This window comes from Nocardia sp. NPDC060259 (assembly GCF_042728775.1).
Classification (GTDB): Bacteria; Actinomycetota; Actinomycetes; order Mycobacteriales; family Mycobacteriaceae; genus Nocardia.
The window spans coordinates 1-17782 of record NZ_JBHXAY010000088.1 but is presented as its reverse complement, the minus strand read 5'-3'; the positions used below and the strand labels follow the sequence as shown (position 1 = coordinate 17782).

Below are 17782 nucleotides of genomic sequence, written 5' to 3'. Positions count from 1 at the left end.
AGCTTAACGCGGGACCGAACGGGCCATCGGTGTACGGTCGGCCCGTGTCCCACCCCGAGTTGTCCGAGCCGGTCCCCGCGTCCTTGATGTCGAAGGTGGTGACGGCACTGCGGCAGGGGGCGGCGTTCCTCGTCGTCGGCGCGATCGGATTCCTGGTCGACGCGGGCACCTACAACCTGCTCGTCTTCTGGGGCGGTGGATTCTCCTTCTCCGAAGGTGTGCTGTATCACTCTCCGCTGCTCGCCAAGATCATCGCGATCGCGGTGGCGACGGTGGTCACCTACTTCGGCAACAAGTGGTGGACGTTCTCCCACAAGAAGACCGACAACCCCGGTCGTGAATACCTTTTGTACGCGGTATTCAACGTGGTCGCGATCGGCCTGCAACTCGGCTGCCTCGGCTTTTCCCGCTATGTGCTCGACCTGTCCTCGCCGCTGTCGGACAACATTTCCGGCACGTTGATCGGCCAGATCGTCGCGGTCGTATTCCGCTATTGGGCCTACGACAAATTCGTCTTCACCGGCTCTTCGGCAACCGAAGAGCAACACGCGCGGGGTGCGGCGACCCCTCACTGACGGCGCGACAACGCCGGGCGATTGATATCCTCACCCCCGCCTGCCGCGCCGCCCTTTCTTTACGTGACTGCTTGCGTCGGCGCAGTCGATACCGAGAATTTCGAGGACTTCATGGAACAGTCGGCTACGGGAGCCGTGACCGAATCGAACGATCGGCGCGACGCCGCGCCGGAATCGCTGCGTGGCGAACACGTGGCGCCGGAGCGGCTGGTGCTGGCCAGGGGCATATTCACCGGTCCGTCGGCCCGGGTGAGCGACGAGCTCTACGCCGTCGTGAAGGGTGGCGCCGCGGTCCGCGAGCGTCTGGCGCTGCACCTGCCCAAGGGCGCCACCGCGCACACCAACACCTACTTCGGCCGCTTCGCCGCCAGCTACTGGCAGCGCTGGACCACCGTCACCGAGGTGACGGTGAGCGCGACCCTCGAGGTCGGTGACAAGGCCAACGTGCGCCTGGTCGCCTCCGACATCGCGGGCCACCGCCGCATCATCGCCTCGCTCGTGGCGACCAGCAGCGGCCGCGTCAGCCTGAGTGCCCCGCTCGACCAGTACGTCGACGGCGGCGCGCTGTGGCTCGAGTTCGACGCCATCGGCGGCCCGCTCGGCATCACCGAGCTCGCCTGGACCGCGCAGGCCCCGGAGAAGGTCCGCCCGGTCGCGATCGCGATCTGCACCTTCAACCGGGCCGAGGACTGCGCGCACACCGTGGCCGCGCTGGCCTCGGACGCGACCGTGCTCGGCGCGATCGACGCCGTCTACGTCGTCGACCAGGGCACCGACCTGGTCGAGAACCGCCCGCTGTTCCAGCAGGTGCGTCCCGACTTCGGCGACAAGCTGCGCTACATCCGCCAGCCCAACCTCGGCGGCGCGGGTGGCTTCACCCGTGGCCTGTACGAGGTGTCGGCGGCCAACGAGCACGCCGACGTCATCCTGATGGACGACGACATCCTCTGCGAGCCCGAGACCGTGCTCCGGTTGCAGGCCTTCGCCAACCTGACCGTCGAACCGACCCTGGTCGGCGCGCAGATGCTGTTCCTGCTCAACCCCGACTACCTCAATGTCGGCGCGGAGGAGGTGCACCTGCACGAGCTCAAGCACGGCCAGAAGGTGCCCAAGGCGCTGCGCAACACCTCCATGCTCAAGAAGAACCAGGAGCGTCGCGTCGACGCGGGCTACAACGCCTGGTGGACCTGCCTGATCCCGGCCGAGGTGGTCGCCAAGATCGGGCTGCCGGTGCCGATCTTCTTCCAGTGGGACGACGTCGAGTACGGCATCCGCGCCCGCGAGCACGGTTTCGTCACCGTCACCCTGCCCAACGCCGCCGTCTGGCACGCCGACTTCTACTGGAAGGACTACGACGACTGGGCGCGCTACTTCTCCACGCGCAACTCGCTCATCGTCGGCGCCCTGCACACCGATCTCGACGGCAAGGCGATCACGCGCGAGTTCTTCCGCAACATCGCCGAGCACCTCGTCGGCATGCAGTACGGCCTGGTGCACACCACCCTGCAGGGCATCGAGGACTTCATGAAGGGCCCGAAGGTGCTGCGCGACGGCGGCATCGACGCCCTCGCGGCCGCCCGCGGTACCCGCGGCGACTACCCCGAGACCATCAAGCACCCCGCCGCGACCCCGCCGGTGAACTCCGCCGACATCCAGGTCCGCCGGGCCGGTGGTGAACCGAGCCGGGTCAACCTGGTGCTGATCAAGCGCGCGATCACCCAGTGGACCGGGCGCACCCAGCCCGGCCTGATCGGCGTCACCCGCGAGGACGCGCACTGGTGGCACATCGGCCTGTTCGACCACGTGGTCGTCACCGACGCCTCCCAGTCCGGCGTCCGCGTCCGCCGCCGCGACAAGGCACGCGCCCGCGCCCTGCTCATCCGCGCCTACCGCACCCTGCGCAAGCTCCGCAAGGAACTGCCCGCCCTGCAGGCCGAGTACCGCGCCGCGGTGCCCGAGCTCACCAGCCGCGAGAACTGGGCCAGGCTCTACGGGATCGATCCCAGCTGAGCTGGTCTGTCCTGCCGAACGCCGCGCCGGAATTCGTTCCGGCGCGGCGTTTCTCGGTCAGGCCACCAGGATCAGCACGAATACCAACAGGAACAGCACCGCGGTCACCGCACCAGGCAGCAACGTCAGGATCAGGCCGGGCGTCTTCTGGGGTTCCCACCCGATCGCGCCCTTGAAGAAGAACACGGCGGGCGACCTGTAGTAGACCTTGCTACCCGGACCCTGGCCGACCGGAACCTGGATCTCCGCCTGCCCCATGTCGAACAGCCATGGCGTCACCACCCGGACGTGGTACTGCCCAGGCCCGACCGGCACATGGGTCTGACCCCATCGCGCATCGGGCACCCGCTGACCGTTGACGAAGATCTTCGGCTTGACCAGCGCCAGCATGAACGACGCCCACGAGAACGACGAATCCACCATCAGCCCAGGCGGATTCAAGCTTTGCTGCGATGGCCCCTGAAGGCCCGTCGCGGGCGGTGGACCGCCGAATTGACCCGGCGCGCCATGGGACGGCCGGCCGAACTGGCCGGGTCCGCCTTGCTGCGGGTGACCGACGGGACCGAATTGGCCAGGTGTGCCGTGGGGTGGTCGGCCACCGAACTGGCCGGGGGCACCCATCGGCGGCTGGCCGAATTGACCCGGCACGCCCTCGCGTGGCCGGCCGCCCAGACCGAATTGGCCAGGTGCGCCCAGGGACGATTGGCCGACGGCATCCTGGTCCGGGGCGCTATGCGGCGGTTGTCCGCTCTCGTCGAATGGCGGCTGATCAGGCGGCGGGCCTGCGAAACCGTCGAAAGAGACCGTGGCCGAAGGGCGCTGGGGCGGTGGGAATCCCGGCTGTGCGGGTCCACCGGAGGCTCGGCCCGGCAGCGCGTCGAGTTGCCCGAATCCTGGCGGCGTCTGCGGTTGCCCGAAATCGGCATCCTGTGCTCGCCCATGACCTGGCGGACTCTGCGGTTGGCCGTAGCCCTGCGCCGGTCCGCCGAACGCGGGCGGTGGCGGCACAAAGGGTTGTCCAGGTGTCGAAGCGCTGTGACCAGCAGGCGACTGACCGAACCCGTGTACCGGTGAGCCTGGGCCGGCGGGTGGCTGCCCGAATACGCCGGGGCCTGCGGGAGGCAGACCGAATCCGGGTGCTGGAGCGCCGGGGCCTGCGGGTGGTGGACCGAATCCGGGTGCTGGAGCGCCGGGGCCTGCGGGTGGTGGACCGAATCCGGGGGCGGGAGTGCCGGGGCTTGCGGGCGGCTGTCCGAACGGGGGCGCCGGCGTTGCCGGACCACCGAATCCCGGCGGGGGAGTGACAGGTCGCGCGTGGCCCGGCTGCGGGATGTCCGGCCTGCTCACCGACCACTGGTCGCCGGTGGCCGGCCGGATCAGGCTGGGTTGCGGTGTGCCACCTTCTGTTTCGCCGATATCGGCGCGAGCTGGATCGGCGGGGTGTGGTGGTGGGAAATCGCCGGGGCTACTCATTCATCCCTCCCGGATAGCGAACCGTGCGGCCCGAACCCTACCGCCTCGCCGCGTCCCCGGCCGGGCGAGCGCAAGCCCGTCCGACCGGCCGGATCGCCGCGTCGGCGGAACGCGATCACCACGCTTCGGTGCAGGCCGAGGCCCATGCCGAAGCGTGGTGATCATTTGTCCAGGTAGGTCAGCGGCGGCCGCGTTCGCGGTACTGGCGGCGCTGCTCTCTAGTGATGGTGCGCCAGACCTGGGCTCGTTCGGCGGCGAGGCGCTTGTCGGTGCGGGCCGCCATCCACTCGTTCTCCTTGGCCAGTTTGCGATAGCTCGTCAGACGGCGTTCGGGGAGGGTGCCGTCGGCGAGTGCGGCGAGGACGGCGCAGCCGGGCTCGGTCAGGTGCGCGCAGTCGGCGAAACGGCATTCGGTGGCGAGGGATTCGATGTCGCTGAATGTCTTGCCGATGCCGTCGGCCGCGTCGTACAGGCCGATGCCACGCAGACCCGGAGTGTCGATGAGCGTGCCGCCGCCGGGGAGCGGACGCAGCTCGCGATGCACCGTGGTGTGGCGCCCCTTGCCGTCGACCGCGCGAACGGCGTTGGTGGCGAACACCTCCGCGCCGAGCAGGGCATTGGCGAGGGTGGACTTGCCCGCACCGGAGGGCCCGATCAGCGCGACCGTGCCGGTCAGTACGGCGCTGAGCACATCCAAGCCGACATCGGCGGAGGCACTCACCGCGAGCACCGTCGCCCCTGGTGCGACGGCACGCACCTCGTCGAGCGGGATATCCACCGCGGCATCAGCTTTGGTGAGCACGACGACCGGCTGCGCATTGCTCTCCCAGGCCAGGGCGAGCATCCGTTCGATCCGGCCGAGGTCCACATCGCCGTCGGCGGCCGTGCAGATCAGCACGGTGTCGACATTGGTCGCCAGCACCTGGGCGACCGAACGCCCCGACACCGACGATCGCATGATCGCCGAGCGCCGCGGCAACAGTTGCCGCACAGTCTGTTCGGCGTCGATACCCACCCAGTCGCCGGTGCACAGACCGGTGATGTCACGCGGGCAGGCGGCGCGGGCGGCTCCGGTGGGTGTCACCACATCGCATTCGCTGCGGTCCATCCGGACGATGCGCGCGGGAACGAGGTCGCCGAGGAGGGGAAGGTATTCGGAAGCTACGGCTTCGGTCCAGCCATAAGGGACGAGGCGGTCGTAGTCGACCATGAGGGGGAGTCCTTCGTCGGGGCCGAGCCCGACGGCGGGCTCAGCGAGAAGAGTTCGGGGTGGAGTCCACGTCGGCGGTGTGCGTATGCACAGCCCGCCGGGGCACGGCAATCCTCACGATCACGGACATCCACCTCCTCGCTTCTTCTCGCTGGTCCACAGACCCTGACACATCGCCGCGGTCCGCGGCAACCGATTTATTTCGGGTCGGGCTTGCCGAACTGCTCGTTGCGGCCGAGCGAGCGCAACCGGAACCATTCACGCAGACCCGCCGGATCGCGTCGCGTCACCAGGAAGAACCAGGAGAACCGGATCCACTCCTGCGGCAACAGCTTGCGCATCCCCGGCTGCGACATCAGGTAGCCGCGGTTGCGATAGGTGAAGTACCGCTTCACCGGGTCGTCCGGGTACTGCGTGTGCATCCGGCCACCGAGGATCGGCTTGAACTCCTCGGCGCCGTTCGGGTGCAGGTAGGCGGTTTGCAGACAGGTGCCGAACGGCAGCCCCGAGCGCACGAGCCTGCGATGCACCTCGACCTCGTCACCGCGCACGAACAGGCGCAGATCGGGCACGCCGATCAGGTCGACCGCCTTCGCCGAGATCAGCGCGCCGTTGAACAGCGACGCGATGCCGGGCAGGAAGTCCTCGTCACCGAGCTCCGAGCGCAGCCGTCGCCACACCACGCCGCGGCGCAGCGGGAACGCGAGCCGGTCGGGTTCGTCGATATCGCACACCACCGGCGACACCTCGACGAGATTGTGGCGGCGCGCGCAGTCGAGCAGGGTCGCCAGCACCTCGGGACCGTCGGGGCGGCCGTCGTCGTCGGCCAGCCACACCCAGTCCGCGCCCATGGTGAGCGCGTGCAGCATGCCGAGCGCGAACCCGCCCGCGCCGCCGAGATTGTGCCGCGAACCCAGGTAGGTCGCCTCGATCGGCTGCTGGGCGACCAGCTCGGCCACCTCGTCCTCGTTGGCGTTGTCGACGACGATCAGATGGTCGATCGGTCGCGACTGCGAGGCCAGCACCTTCAGCGATTCGGCAAGCAGCTCACGGCGCTTGTGCGTGACGACCACCCCGATGATCCGCGCCTGCGGGCCGGTCTCGGTGTGCAGGTCGGCGGGCTCGGCGCCCGCGGGCAACTCGGCGTCATCGGGCAGCACGGTGGCACTCGCCTCCAGGCGATCGGTCATGCTGAACCCACCCGGCACCGGCTTCCCGTGATCGTCGCTCATGCTGATGCACCGGGCATGCTCGGACGGCCTCCGTGGTTACGCTGCGCTGCCGCCTCCGGCCGTTGACCGCTCATGCCTGGTTCTGCTCCAGTTCTCGTTCGCCGCCTGCGCCCGCTGCGCCCTCGGTCTCCAGCTCACGCAGCACCTGTGCCACGTGATTACCCGCGTCGGGACCCTCGTACGCTCGCACGACTTCCTCGATCCCGCCCTGCAGCCGGATCTGGCCGTGGTCGACCCACATCGCGGTGTCGCACAGCTGGGCGAGGAACTCGTTGGAATGGCTGGCGAAGACGAGGATGCCCGAGCGCGCGACCAGCGACTGCAGCCGCGTGCGCGCCTTCTTCATGAACTCGGCGTCGACCGCGCCGATGCCCTCGTCGAGCAGCAGGATCTCGGGGTCGATCGAGGTGACGACGCCCATTGCCAGGCGCACCCGCATACCGGTGGAGTAGGTGCGCAGCGGCATCGACAGGTATTCACCGAGCTCGGTGAAGTCGGCGATCTCGTCGATCTTGGCCATCATCTGCTTGCGGGTCTGCCCGAGGAACAGGCCGCGGATGATGATGTTCTCGTAGCCGGAGATCTCCGGGTCCATGCCGACGCCGAGGTCGAACACGGGCGCCACCCGGCCGCGGATGCGCGCGCTGCCGCGGGAGGGTTCGTAGATGCCCGACAGCAGCCGCAGCAGCGTCGACTTGCCCGCGCCGTTGTGGCCGACCAGGCCGACCCGGTCGCCTTCCTTGAGCGAGAGGTTGATGTCGCGCAGCGCCTCGACGACGACGACATCGGAGCTGTTGCGCCCGATCGCGCCGCCCGCCTTGCCGAGGAACGCCTTCTTCAGCGACCGCGACTTGGCGTCGAAGATGGGGAACTCGACCCACGCCTGCTGGGTTTCGATACTCACACGGCTCATCGGGCGTCTGCTCCTAAACCCAGTACGGGACGCGGGCACGGTACTGCTTGAGCGCCAGGATCGCGACGACCCAGCCGACCACCGTGATCGCGCCGACGATCGCCCAGTGATGCCACTCCGACGGCTCGCCGAGCAGCGGCGCGCGCACGATCTCCAGGTAGTGGAAGGTGGGCACGATCTCGATCAGCTTGGCCCGGTCGCTCATGCCACCGACCGAGTTCTCCAGCGCCTTCGTCGACCACATGACGGGGGTCAGCACGAACAGCATCAGCGTCATCGAGCCCAGGATCGGGGCGATGTCACGGTAGCGGGTGGAGAAGATGCCGAACACGATCGACACCCACATGGCGTTGAGGAACAGCAGGACGATCGCGGGGAACACCAGCAGGATCGACCAGTTCAGATCACGCCAGATCGAGAACGCGACCACCAGCACCGCGTAGATCGCCGCGTTGTGGATGAAGAACAGGAACTGCCGCCACACCAGCCGGTACACGTGCACGCTCAGCGCCGACGGCAGCTGTTTGATCAGCCCCTCGTTGGCGATGAAGACATCGGAACCCTCGAGGATCGAGGCCTGGATGACGTTCCAGACGATCAGGCCGACCGTCACATACGGCAGGTACTCGCTGATCGGCTGATCGAGCAGCGTCGAATACAGCAGACCCATCGCCAGCGCCTGCAGCCCGGTCGCGATGGTGATCCAGAACGGGCCGAGCACCGAACGGCGGTACCGCTGCTTGATGTCCTGCCAGCCCAGCGACAGCCATAGCTCGCGCTGATGGAAGCCGTCGCGCATGTCCTTGAACGCGCGCTTGAACGTCTGCGAGTCCGACACGATCGGTGGCGCGACCTCGGCCGGTTCGGCCTCGGTCACCAGGGAGTTGTCGTCGGAATGCACGGGGCTCTCTTCGGTACGCGCGTCACTGCGGTCGGAGACCGAATCGGGACGAGCGGCAGCTGCGGGCACGGTCCCCGACCTTACAGTGTCGTCCCCTGGCTGGTGCCGGGTGTGCGTCGCCGGGCGGCGTCATCGTGCACTTCGAGCACGCGCAGTCGAAATACTGACTGAGCGGCGGCCGATTGCACGATTACGCCGGACGATCACCTACAGGTACTGCCCGCCGCCCACGTGGCCACCGGCCTTGTGATCACCCGCGTGCATGCCCGGCGGCAAGGCTCCCTGACGCATCTGTTCCAGCTGCGCGCGGGCGGCCATCTGCTGGGCGAACAGGGCGGTCTGGATGCCGTGGAACAGGCCTTCGAGCCAGCCGACCAGCTGGGCCTGGGCGATCCGCAGTTCGGCGTCCGATGGCACCGACTCGTCGGTGAACGGCAGGGTGAGCCGCTCGAGTTCCTCGCGCAGTTCGGGGGCGAGGCCCTGCTCGAGCTCGCGGACCGAGGACTTGTGGATCTCCTTGAGCCGGGTCCGGCTCGCGTCGTCGAGCGGAGCCGCCCGCACCTCCTCGAGCAGCTGCTTGATCATGGTGCCGATGCGCATCACCTTGGCGGGCTGCTCGACCATGTCGGCCAGCGACTCACCCTCGTCGGCGTCGTCGGTGGCGGGCTTCTCGTCGTCGGGCACGACCTGTCCGGTGAACGTGGAACCGCCGTTCTGATCGGCGGGCACGGTGAGCGGACGGCCGTCGGGACCGATCACGACGATGGATTCCGGTACATCCTCCGAGTGCGTCATATCCCCATCATTGCGTGTGTGCCGGGTTCGCGCTAAAACCCCGACGCGGTTACACCGGGACGCCCGCTGCCCTTAAAGTGGCCACCATGACTTATGACGTCGCGAGGGTTCGGGGCCTGATACCGTCCCTGGGCGACGGCTGGATTCATCTGGACCCGCAGGCTGGGATGCTCGTTCCCGATTCGGTATCGCGTGCCGTCTCAACGGGTTTCCGCACCTCCTCGTTTTCCCACATCGGCCGCCACGGTGCGGCGACCCGCAGCGGCGCGATCCTCGACGCCGCCCGCGCGGCGGTCGCCGACCTGGTCGGTGGAGATCCGGCCGGCGTCGTGCTCGGACCCGATCGCGCGGTGCTGCTGGCCTGGCTGGCGGAATCGCTGAGTTCCCGGCTCGGTCTCGGCACCGGCATCGTGCTGTCCCGGCTCGACGACGAGGCCAATGTCGCCCCGTGGCTGCGCATCGCCAACCGCTACGGCGCGCACGTGCGCTGGGCCGAGGTCGAGATCGAGACCTGTGAGATGCCGTCGTGGCAGTTCGAGGAGCTCATCGGCCCGACCGCGCGCCTGGTCGCGCTCACCGCCGCGTCCCCGATCGTCGGCTCGGCGCCCGCGGTCCGGGTGGCCGCCGACCGGGTGCACGACGTGGGTGGACTGCTGGTCGCCGACGCGTTCGGCGCCGCACCCTACGCGCTGATCGACATCGACGAACTCAACGCCGACGTGGTCGCGCTGAGCGCGCCGTCCTGGGGCGGCCCGCAGGTGGGCGCGCTGGTGTTCCGTGACCCGGCGTTCCTCGACCGCATCCCGTCGATGTCGCTCAATCCCTATGCCAAGGGTGCTGAACGGCTCGAGGTCGGCGGGCACCAGTACGCGCTGCTGGCCGGGCTCACCGAGTCGATCGACTTCCTCGCCGGGCTCGACGAACGCGCCCGCGGCACCCGCCGCGAACGGCTCGAGATGTCGATCACCTCGCTGCAGGACTATCACGACCAGCTGTTCGACCACCTGATGCAGGTGCTCGAGAAGGTCGAGAACCTCACCGTGATCGGCCGCGCGTCCACCCGCATCCCGACCGTCAGTTTCACGATGGCGGGCATGCAGGCGGAGAAGGTCGCCGCCAAGCTGGCCGACAACCGGATCGGCACGGTCTCCGGTGTGCACGGCGGCAGCCGATTACTGGACGCGCTCGGTGTCAACGACGAGGGTGGCGCCGTGACGATCGGCCTGGCGCCCTACACCACGCGCTACGAGATCGACCAGCTCGGACGCGCGCTGAGCTCGCTCGAATAATCTGCGCCAGCCGTTCACTGTTCGCCGGAACGGTCGAATTCTCGACGACCGCGGCGAGGAGTGAACGCCCGACGCGGTGTCAGTCGCGGACCCGCAGCACCACCTTGCCGAAGGTCTCCGAATCGTCGAGCAGTTCCTGCGCACGGCCCGCCTCGGTGATCGGCAACTCGGCGGAGATCACCGGCACGATCTCGCCCGCGGCGACCAGCGGCCACAGCTGCGCGCGCACCGCGGCCACCACCTCGGCCTTGCTGCCCGCACCGGTGCGTGGCCGGTTGCGCACGTTCGTCGCGTGCACCGTGCCCCATTTACGCAGCAGCGTGGCCAGATTCAACGTCCCCGCGACGCCGCCCTGCATGCCGATCACCACCAGCTGACCGTGCGGCGCCAGCGCCTCCACATTGCGCTCCAGGTACAGCGCGCCCATGTTGTCGAGGATGACGTCGGCGCCCGCACCACCGGCCGACGACTGCTCGGCCGCGATCTCGGCGACGAAATCCTGAGTCCGGTAGTTGATCAGCAGCTCGGCCCCCAGCTCGGCGCACTTGGCCAGCTTCTCGTCCGACCCGGCCGTCACCGCCACCCGCGCCCCGAGCCGCCGCGCCACCTGGATCGCGTGCGTTCCGATCCCGCCGCCGCCACCGTGGATCAACACCAGCTGCCCCGACCGCAGCCCCGCGGTCATCACCAGGTTCGACCACACCGTCGTCGCCACCTCGGGCAGGCCCGCCGCGGCGACCGGATCGAGCCCGTCCGGAATCGGCAGCAACTGCGTCGCGGGCACCGCCACCAGCTCGGCGTACCCGCCGCCGGCCAGCAGCGCGCACACCCGATCCCCGACCCGCCAATCCCGCACCCCGTCCCCGAGCGCGACGATCGTCCCCGAACACTCCAGGCCCGGCACCGAACTCGCATCGGCAGGCGGCGGATAGAACCCCCGCCGCTGCAACACATCGGCCCGATTCACCCCCGCCGCGATGACCTCGACCAGCACTTCCCCCGGCCCCGGCTCCGGATCGACCGTCACGGTCCACTCCATCACCTCGGGCCCGCCGAACCCGTTCAACTCGATCGCGCGCATGAGTGCAGTTCCGCCTCTCCGCGTATTCAGGCCAGACTCAGGTGCGTGGCGAGGTGCTCGGCGTCCGGCGGTCGGGTGTGTGGTCGGGTAAGCCGGTACCCGGCGAGTTACCCATGTGCGAGCGAGATCAGTTGTCGCTGATGCGTCCGCTACCATCTCACTTTAGGGAGACGTGGCAGAGCGGCCGAATGCACTCGCCTTGAAAGCGAGCATGGGTAACACCATCGGGGGTTCAAATCCCTCCGTCTCCGCTCCTACTCCTCGTCCAACGCCTGGATCGAGGTCTGGCCGACGCCCGGATCAGACGACCGGAGCGGCCCGTTTGGCGATGGCCGTGATCGGCACCGGCTCCACGCGCTGGAGACCGGCGAGCGCCCCGATGGGACCTGCGACGTAGTCGAACAGGGCGTTCGCGTCGCGGCACACGACGATGACGATCACGTTGTGCGGCCCGGTGATTCCGCCGACGAAGGCCGCCTCCTGATGCGTCGACAACGTCCGGGCGGCGGCGACGAGCTGGGCGGGCGCGATGGTCATCCACAGGATCGCCTGTACCGGAAAACCCAGCACCGCCGCATCGATCTCCACATCGAACCGCAGCACGCGATGATGGCGGAGCTCGTCCACGCGCCGCCGCACCGCGGACTCCGACCAGTCGACCGCGCGCGAGAGCCGCGCGTAGTCGGCTCGGCCGTCGACGGCGAGAGCGGGCAGCAGCCTGCGGTCGAGTTCGGTCATCGCGACCGTGTCCGGCCGGTCGGTCGTCGCGGGTGCGAGGGCAGTGACCTGCTCGGTGCTCAGCGCCGAAGTGCGCCCGTGCCAGCGGCGTTCGGTCAGATGCCGCAGCAGCAGCTGGACGTCGACCGAGTCGACCTGGGGATGCCGGGCCAGCGCGTCCAGCGGCGCCGCCGACGCGGCGTCGACGCGAAAGAAGCACGTCACCTCGGTGCCACCGGACAGCACGGTCACCCACGACGTATCGGCCCGCCGTGCCAGTGCCTGCGCGAGCGCGGCAGCGCCGCCCGGCCGGACCCGGATGCGGACCAGCCATTCCGCGTGCCCGATCCGCCGACTGTCCGCGACCCCGGTGACCCGGGCCAGACCGTGCGCCCGCAACCGCGCGAACCTGCGCGCCACCGTCCGATCGGAGACATCGAGCACCTCCGCGATCCGGCTGAACGCGGCACGACCATCGACCTGCAGGGCGTGCAGCAAACCCAGATCGACGGCATCCAGCCTGACCGAATCCACCAGATGAGCGTAGGACGTGTCGGATTCCGGCGCAGCGGCCTCGATTCGACGACCGGCGCCCGCGGCCGAACCACGATCGGCGTCATGACAGCAGACATCAGCGGCATCCACCACGTCGGCATCCTCACCAGGGATCTCGACGGCCTGGAGAGCCGATACCGCTCCTTCGGCTTCACCCTCAGCCCGCGTTCCCGCCATCTCCTCGGCGCCGAGCCCGGCCGGCCGCCCGTCGAGGGCTGCACCGCCAACCTGTGCGCCCTCTTCGGCGATTCCTATCTGGAACTGCTCGGCATCGTCGACGAGTCGGCGCCCGATCCGTGGCACACGAAGGCGATGGCCGACGAGTACGAGGGCCTGCGCCTGCTCAACCTCGAGACCTCCGACGCCGACAAGGCCGACCGCCACCTGACCGAGGCGGGCCTGCGCACCTCCGGCGTGCTCGAGCTCGAACGCGATGTCGACACCGAGGACGGCACCCGCACCCTGCGAGCCCGCGCCGTCCACCTCGATCCACGCGCCACCCCAGAGACCTACCTCGGCATCGCCCAGCACCTGACCCGCGAATACGTCCACCAACCCCGCTACCTGCGCCACGCCAACGGCGCACGCGGGCTCGGCTCGGTGCTGTTCGTCGTCGAGGACACCGCGTTCGCCGCCGTCGCCGACCGGTACCGCGTCATCCTGGACCAGACACCCGATCACGAGGGCCCGCTCACGCTGTTCACCGCCGGCCCGGCACGGCTCGAACTCGTTCGGGCGAGCGACGCGGGTGATCTCCTCCCCGACGAGCCCGCGCCCGCCGCCTCCTACCCGGCCGCCTTGACCATCAGGGTCGACGACGTCAGCGCGGCGCGTGAGCTCGTCGAAGACGGTGGCGCACCGACGATCTCGACCGCGGACGGCTTCTTCGTCTCCGCCCGCGACGCGTACGGCGCCGGGCTGTTCTTCACCGCCTGACCACCGGTACCCGAGGAATCACGATGTTCACGACCTTGCTCCTGCTCTTCGTCCCCACCGTGCTCCTGCGCCTGCTCGGCGCGGCCGGGCTCGCCCGCTTCGGCACCTGGCGCGAATGCGCCGCCCACGGACTCGCGGTCATGCTCACCGCCACCGGCATCGCGCATTTCATGCCCGACAGCGTGACCGTGATGCCCAGCCACGACGACCTCGCCGCGATGGTGCCGACCTACGTCCCGTTCCCGCACGTCATGGTGTACGTGACCGGCCTCCTGGAACTACTCGGCGCCGCCGGTCTGGTGGTGCGCGCCACCCGCGCCGGCGCGGGGGTCGCCCTGGCCGTGCTGTTCGTGGTGATGCTGCCCGCCAATATCCATGCGGCACTGGCGGACATCCCGCTCGACGGTGAGCCGCCGACGCCGCTGTGGTTCCGGATTCCCGAGCAAATCGTCTTCATCACGGTGGCGCTCTGGGTGGCTCAGCCGTCGACGCGCTTGACGAAGTTGGGGCGAATGTCGAGATCCGGCTCGTCGTAGTAGCGGTGGAAGGTGGGTGTGAGCACCGCGGAGATCGGTGGGTTGACCCAGCTCCAGTCGGTGGGGCAGCGTCGGCCAGCGGCTTCCTCGCGCTGGACGTGATCGCAGAACTGCTTGGCGACGGTGTGATGGTCGACCATGTGCACCCCCGAGATCCGGAAGCTGTGCAGCACCGCGTGATTCAGCTCGATCAGCGCCTTGTCGCGCCATAGTGTGCGCACCGACGTGGTGTCCAGGCCCATCATGTCGGCGATCAGCGGGAGCATGTTGTAGCGGTCGGCATCGCTGAGATTGCGCGCGCCGATCTCGGTGCCGACATACCAGCCGTTGAACGGAGCGAACGGGTAGGTGACGCCGCCGATCTCGAGATCCATATTCGAAACAGCGGGTAGCGCATGCCATTTCAAGCCGAGGGAGGCGAACCACGGGTAGTCGGGGTGGATCAGGTCGACCTCGCGGACCAGTTCGCGCGGAACATCGAAGTACCGCAGGCCTTCCTCGGGCGTGCTGATCAGCACCGGCAGCACGTCGAAGGGCGTGCGCGCGCCACGCCAGCCGAGGGCCGTCGCCTGCTCGGTGGCGGCGATATTGGCCGGATCGCCGGTGACGGTCCCGTCCCCGTTGGGGTAGCCGGCGTAGCGGATCAGCTGCGAACTCACGATCCGGTACTCGCCGCCGCCGGGTTCGGACTGCGGGCCGACCGTGATCATCGATTGGATCGCGCCGCCGTTGGTGGCCAGGCGCAGATGCTGCCAGCACGCTTCGGAAAGCTCTCGCGCGGAAGTAACTCTGCGCGCGTCGAGCAGTTTGAGCGAGCGCCAATGTTTGCGTCCGACGCAGCGAGCGTGATTGCGCCAGGCCAATTTCGCGCCGATCAGGATTTCCTCGGCGGTCTGCCGGTAGGTGCCGGTTTCGCGGAGTTCGGCGAGCGCGCCGAGACGTCGCTGGAGGGGGAGATGTCCCAGCTCGGGGTGGCGGAAGAACTCGTCGCAGTCGCGTAGGCGCCGATCGAGGCCGGTGCCGCGCTCGCTCACCGAAGTGACTGTGGTGGAAGCTTTTTCGCAGACAGCAGGGTGAGAGCGTTGGTTCACGGTACATCTCCGGTCGGGCAGCTTCGAACACCGAGATTCACTGTGCGCAGCCTACGACCGGTGTGCTGGCAGTGTGCTCGAAATCGCGCCAATCCCACCGCGACTGACGTCAAGGCCTGCTGACCGTGCGCTGACCTAACGGAATCGGGCGGCGGTCTCCGGTGCCGTGGCGAACGCGAGGAATTGCTCGTTCTCGTGCGGATCGCCGATCGTCACCCGTACGCCGTCACCGGCGAACGGACGCACCAGCACACCCGCGGCGGCACTGGCCTCGGCGAAGTCGGTGCTGCGCGGACCCAGCGGCAGCCAGATGAAGTTGGCCTCGCTCGACGGCACCTGATAGCCGGCGGCGAGCAGCGCGTCGCGCACCTGGTGCCGGGCCGTGACCAGCACATCGGTCCGGTCGAGGAGTTCACCGCGCGCCTCCAGCGAGGCGATCGCGGCCGCCTGCGCCACCCGGTTCACGCTGAACGGGATGTGCACCTTCAGCAGCGCGGTGATCACCTCGGGATCGCCGACGGCGTAGCCGACGCGCAGGCCCGCCAGGCCGTAGGCCTTCGAGAACGTCCGCAGGACAACCACATTCGGCCGGGTGCGGCCGATCTCGACACCGTCGGGCCTGCTCTCGGGAGTCAGCCGCAGGTACTCGTAGTAGGCCTCGTCCAGCACGACAAGCACGTGCGCGGGCACCCGGTCGAGGAACCGCTCCAGCTCGGCGCGCCCGTGCGCGGTGCCGGTGGGGTTGTTCGGGTTGCAGACGAAGATCAGTTTGGTGCGCTCGGTGACCGCGTCGGCCATCGCGTCCAGATCGTGCAGGTAGCCCTCGGCCAGCGGCACCGGCACCGCGGTGGCGTTACCCACCTGGGTGACGATCGGGTAGGCCTCGAACGAGCGCCACGCGAACACCACCTCGTCGGTCGGCGCGTCACAGGTGATCTGCACGAGCTCCTGGCACAGCGCGACGCTGCCGCAGCCGACGGCGACATTCGCGACGGTCACGTCCAGGAAATCGGCCAGCGCGGCCCGCAGCTCGGCGACCTGGTTGTCCGGGTACCGGTTGGCCTGCTCGGCCGACTCCGCGATCGCCTTGGCTGCGCTCGGCAACGGCCCGAAGGTCGTCTCGTTCGACGCGAGCTTCACCGCATCGGGGCGGTTACGGCCGGGAACGTAGGCCGGGATGGTGGCGAGGTCGGGCCGGATGTGCGCTGTCACGCCTCCACCCTAAGTGAACGCCGTTTCCGGCCGCCGACGCCTGGTCGGAACCTACCCAAGGCCGACTGATCGGCCTACCCTGGACCTATGTCGGGCACCTACGACGATGTCGCTCCGCTGCGGGCGACGGAGCTCACCGCCGACAGCGCCGCAGGCACCGCTCTCGCTGCGACGCGTACCTCGGTGCCCATCACCGTCGTCGAACCGGAGCGGGTCGCCCGCGGCGGCATCGTCCTGCTGCACGAGTCCCGCGAGTTCTCACCCCAGCTGCTCGACCTGATGCGATCGCTGGCCTTCGAGGGCTGGATCGTCGTCGCGCCACACCTGTTCGACCGGATCGCCGACGATCAGGTGCACGAGGTGTTCGGCGACGAACTCTTCGACGACTTCGACGCCGGTTTCGACTGGCTCACCCGCCGTGGCGTCTTCCCCGACACCATCGGGGTCCTCGGCTTCGACACGGCGGGCACCGCCGCCTTCCTCGTGGCCACGAACCGGCCCATCGGCGCTGCGGTGAGCGTGGCCGCCCCCGGCATCACCGAGCCGCTGCCCGATCAGGAGGTCGCCCTGGTCGACATCGCCGACAGCCTGCAGGCGCCCTGGCTCGGTCTGTTCGGCGACGACGACCCGGCCACCCCGCCCGAGGCCGTCGACCGGCTGCGCGACACCACGGCGCGGGCGAATGTGGCCAGTCTCACCATCACCTATCCCGGCCTCAGCCACCGTGCCGACCGACCCGATCCGGACGACGACACGGACAACGCCATCCGGATCGATTCCCAGACCCGTATCTACGACTGGTTCGACAGCAACTTACGCTAGTTGACCAGGCGTTTTGGACTACATGAACTGCTCGTGTAATCTTCATTCCCGGCGGTTCGACAAGGACCGGTGCCCTCGAAAGAGAAGGCTCCAGGAGGCGTGCCAGAGCGGCCGAATGGGACTCACTGCTAATGAGTTGTCCCTTCACGGGGACCGGAGGTTCAAATCCTCTCGCCTCCGCCACACCCGGTTCGCCGGGTACAACTGAAGACCATGCGCCCGTAGCTCAACGGATAGAGCACTTGACTACGGATCAAGAGGTTAGGGGTTCGAATCCCTTCGGGCGCACAACAATCCGCCTCCTACCAGCGTCAGCCGGTAGGAGGCGGATTTCGTTTCCGGACGATCCGGACAGGATCACTTACTTTCCGTCCGCGAACCGATCCAGGGTCGACCGGACGTCGGGGCCGTGGGTCTGCCGCTCGAGATAGTGC

At 68.6% G+C, this 17782-nt stretch carries 17 protein-coding genes and 3 tRNA genes; 10 read left to right on the top strand and 10 right to left on the bottom strand.

Going from position 1 to position 17782, the window contains the following annotated elements:
• Positions 1 to 44: 44 nt before the first annotated feature.
• Entirely contained in the window at positions 45 to 575 is a 531-nt protein-coding gene (locus tag ACFWF2_RS25820; protein ID WP_379310030.1) for a GtrA family protein, read from the top strand.
• A 111-nt stretch (positions 576 to 686) separates the two neighbouring features.
• A complete protein-coding gene (locus tag ACFWF2_RS25815) occupies positions 687 to 2585 on the top strand; it encodes a glycosyltransferase (protein ID WP_379310029.1) in 1899 nt (632 codons plus the stop codon).
• 57 nt (positions 2586 to 2642) lie between these two features.
• Here ACFWF2_RS25815 and ACFWF2_RS25810 read toward each other — a convergent pair whose 3' ends face one another.
• Complete coding sequence (locus ACFWF2_RS25810) at positions 2643 to 3008, bottom strand: hypothetical protein (protein ID WP_379310028.1); 366 nt, start codon at positions 3006 to 3008, stop codon at positions 2643 to 2645.
• A 21-nt stretch (positions 3009 to 3029) separates the two neighbouring features.
• Here ACFWF2_RS25810 and ACFWF2_RS25805 point away from each other — a divergent pair, with 21 nt between their 5' ends.
• Positions 3030 to 3659 carry a hypothetical protein gene (locus ACFWF2_RS25805; protein WP_379310027.1) on the top strand — a complete coding sequence of 210 codons (630 nt, stop codon included), beginning with the start codon at positions 3030 to 3032 and terminating at the stop codon, positions 3657 to 3659.
• 577 nt (positions 3660 to 4236) lie between these two features.
• Here ACFWF2_RS25805 and rsgA read toward each other — a convergent pair.
• From rsgA to ACFWF2_RS25780, 5 genes are all read right to left on the bottom strand, one after another.
• Positions 4237 to 5268 (bottom strand): ribosome small subunit-dependent GTPase A, encoded by a 1032-nt coding sequence (gene rsgA, locus ACFWF2_RS25800; protein ID WP_379310026.1) that lies wholly within the window; start codon positions 5266 to 5268, stop codon positions 4237 to 4239.
• Between the two features lie 197 nt (positions 5269 to 5465).
• Positions 5466 to 6500 (bottom strand): glycosyltransferase, encoded by a 1035-nt coding sequence (locus ACFWF2_RS25795; protein ID WP_379310024.1) that lies wholly within the window; start codon positions 6498 to 6500, stop codon positions 5466 to 5468.
• A 70-nt stretch (positions 6501 to 6570) separates the two neighbouring features.
• Positions 6571 to 7413 carry an ABC transporter ATP-binding protein gene (locus tag ACFWF2_RS25790; RefSeq protein ID WP_379310023.1) on the bottom strand — a complete coding sequence of 281 codons (843 nt, stop codon included), beginning with the start codon at positions 7411 to 7413 and terminating at the stop codon, positions 6571 to 6573.
• Positions 7414 to 7426: 13 nt separating this feature from the next.
• Positions 7427 to 8212, bottom strand: a complete 786-nt coding sequence (locus ACFWF2_RS25785) for an ABC transporter permease (protein ID WP_379310044.1) — start codon at positions 8210 to 8212, stop codon at positions 7427 to 7429.
• Positions 8213 to 8521: 309 nt separating this feature from the next.
• Complete coding sequence (locus ACFWF2_RS25780; protein ID WP_379310022.1) at positions 8522 to 9109, bottom strand: bacterial proteasome activator family protein; 588 nt, start codon at positions 9107 to 9109, stop codon at positions 8522 to 8524.
• An 86-nt stretch (positions 9110 to 9195) separates the two neighbouring features.
• Between ACFWF2_RS25780 and ACFWF2_RS25775 the strand changes: the two genes are divergently transcribed.
• Positions 9196 to 10398 (top strand): cysteine desulfurase-like protein, encoded by a 1203-nt coding sequence (locus ACFWF2_RS25775; protein ID WP_378847432.1) that lies wholly within the window; start codon positions 9196 to 9198, stop codon positions 10396 to 10398.
• A gap of 79 nt (positions 10399 to 10477) precedes the next feature.
• Here the strand turns inward: ACFWF2_RS25775 and ACFWF2_RS25770 are convergent, their stop codons facing one another.
• Positions 10478 to 11479, bottom strand: coding sequence for an NAD(P)H-quinone oxidoreductase (locus ACFWF2_RS25770; protein WP_379310021.1), 1002 nt, complete (start codon positions 11477 to 11479; stop codon positions 10478 to 10480).
• Positions 11480 to 11645: 166 nt separating this feature from the next.
• Between ACFWF2_RS25770 and ACFWF2_RS25765 the strand changes: the two genes are divergently transcribed.
• Positions 11646 to 11730 (top strand) — tRNA-Ser (locus ACFWF2_RS25765).
• 49 nt (positions 11731 to 11779) lie between these two features.
• Here ACFWF2_RS25765 and ACFWF2_RS25760 read toward each other — a convergent pair.
• Positions 11780 to 12730 (bottom strand): Lrp/AsnC family transcriptional regulator, encoded by a 951-nt coding sequence (locus tag ACFWF2_RS25760; RefSeq protein WP_379310020.1) that lies wholly within the window; start codon positions 12728 to 12730, stop codon positions 11780 to 11782.
• A 3-nt stretch (positions 12731 to 12733) separates the two neighbouring features.
• On the opposite strand from ACFWF2_RS25760, the gene ACFWF2_RS25755 reads away from it, so the two are divergent.
• Both ACFWF2_RS25755 and ACFWF2_RS25750 read left to right on the top strand, forming a co-directional pair.
• The gene (locus tag ACFWF2_RS25755; RefSeq protein ID WP_379310018.1) at positions 12734 to 13687 is read left to right on the top strand and encodes a VOC family protein; all 954 of its coding nucleotides are present in this window, start codon (positions 12734 to 12736) and stop codon (positions 13685 to 13687) included.
• Between the two features lie 23 nt (positions 13688 to 13710).
• A complete protein-coding gene (locus ACFWF2_RS25750; RefSeq protein WP_379310017.1) occupies positions 13711 to 14223 on the top strand; it encodes a hypothetical protein in 513 nt (170 codons plus the stop codon).
• Here the strand turns inward: ACFWF2_RS25750 and ACFWF2_RS25745 are convergent.
• Both ACFWF2_RS25745 and hisC read right to left on the bottom strand, forming a co-directional pair.
• Positions 14166 to 15257 carry a nitric oxide synthase oxygenase gene (locus ACFWF2_RS25745; RefSeq protein ID WP_379310016.1) on the bottom strand — a complete coding sequence of 364 codons (1092 nt, stop codon included), beginning with the start codon at positions 15255 to 15257 and terminating at the stop codon, positions 14166 to 14168. The two genes, ACFWF2_RS25750 and ACFWF2_RS25745, sit on opposite strands and share 58 nt — an antisense overlap.
• 192 nt (positions 15258 to 15449) lie before the next feature.
• A complete protein-coding gene (gene hisC, locus ACFWF2_RS25740) occupies positions 15450 to 16526 on the bottom strand; it encodes a histidinol-phosphate transaminase (RefSeq protein ID WP_379310015.1) in 1077 nt (358 codons plus the stop codon).
• An 87-nt stretch (positions 16527 to 16613) separates the two neighbouring features.
• On the opposite strand from hisC, the gene ACFWF2_RS25735 reads away from it, so the two are divergent.
• The 3 genes from ACFWF2_RS25735 (at position 16614) to ACFWF2_RS25725 (ending at position 17636) form a co-directional block, all read left to right on the top strand.
• Complete coding sequence (locus ACFWF2_RS25735; RefSeq protein WP_379310014.1) at positions 16614 to 17348, top strand: dienelactone hydrolase family protein; 735 nt, start codon at positions 16614 to 16616, stop codon at positions 17346 to 17348.
• 93 nt (positions 17349 to 17441) lie between these two features.
• Positions 17442 to 17531: transfer RNA gene (locus ACFWF2_RS25730), tRNA-Ser, on the top strand.
• Between the two features lie 32 nt (positions 17532 to 17563).
• Positions 17564 to 17636, top strand: a tRNA-Arg gene (locus ACFWF2_RS25725).
• Positions 17637 to 17782: the final 146 nt, after the last annotated feature.

Excerpts from the sequence above, each read along its gene's own strand:
- ACFWF2_RS25775 (WP_378847432.1), top strand. The coding sequence starts at position 9,196 with ATGACTTATGACGTCGCGAGGGTTCGGGGCCTGATACCGTCCCTGGGC.
- ACFWF2_RS25810 (WP_379310028.1), bottom strand. The coding sequence starts at position 3,008 with ATGGTGGATTCGTCGTTCTCGTGGGCGTCGTTCATGCTGGCGCTGGTC.
- ACFWF2_RS25795 (WP_379310024.1), bottom strand. The coding sequence starts at position 6,500 with ATGAGCGACGATCACGGGAAGCCGGTGCCGGGTGGGTTCAGCATGACC.
- ACFWF2_RS25815 (WP_379310029.1), top strand. The coding sequence starts at position 687 with ATGGAACAGTCGGCTACGGGAGCCGTGACCGAATCGAACGATCGGCGC.
- ACFWF2_RS25785 (WP_379310044.1), bottom strand. The coding sequence starts at position 8,212 with ATGCGCGACGGCTTCCATCAGCGCGAGCTATGGCTGTCGCTGGGCTGG.
- ACFWF2_RS25755 (WP_379310018.1), top strand. The coding sequence starts at position 12,734 with ATGAGCGTAGGACGTGTCGGATTCCGGCGCAGCGGCCTCGATTCGACG.
- ACFWF2_RS25735 (WP_379310014.1), top strand. The coding sequence starts at position 16,614 with ATGTCGGGCACCTACGACGATGTCGCTCCGCTGCGGGCGACGGAGCTC.
- rsgA (WP_379310026.1), bottom strand. The coding sequence starts at position 5,268 with ATGGTCGACTACGACCGCCTCGTCCCTTATGGCTGGACCGAAGCCGTA.
- ACFWF2_RS25750 (WP_379310017.1), top strand. The coding sequence starts at position 13,711 with ATGTTCACGACCTTGCTCCTGCTCTTCGTCCCCACCGTGCTCCTGCGC.
- ACFWF2_RS25790 (WP_379310023.1), bottom strand. The coding sequence starts at position 7,413 with ATGAGCCGTGTGAGTATCGAAACCCAGCAGGCGTGGGTCGAGTTCCCC.
- ACFWF2_RS25780 (WP_379310022.1), bottom strand. The coding sequence starts at position 9,109 with ATGACGCACTCGGAGGATGTACCGGAATCCATCGTCGTGATCGGTCCC.
- ACFWF2_RS25770 (WP_379310021.1), bottom strand. The coding sequence starts at position 11,479 with ATGCGCGCGATCGAGTTGAACGGGTTCGGCGGGCCCGAGGTGATGGAG.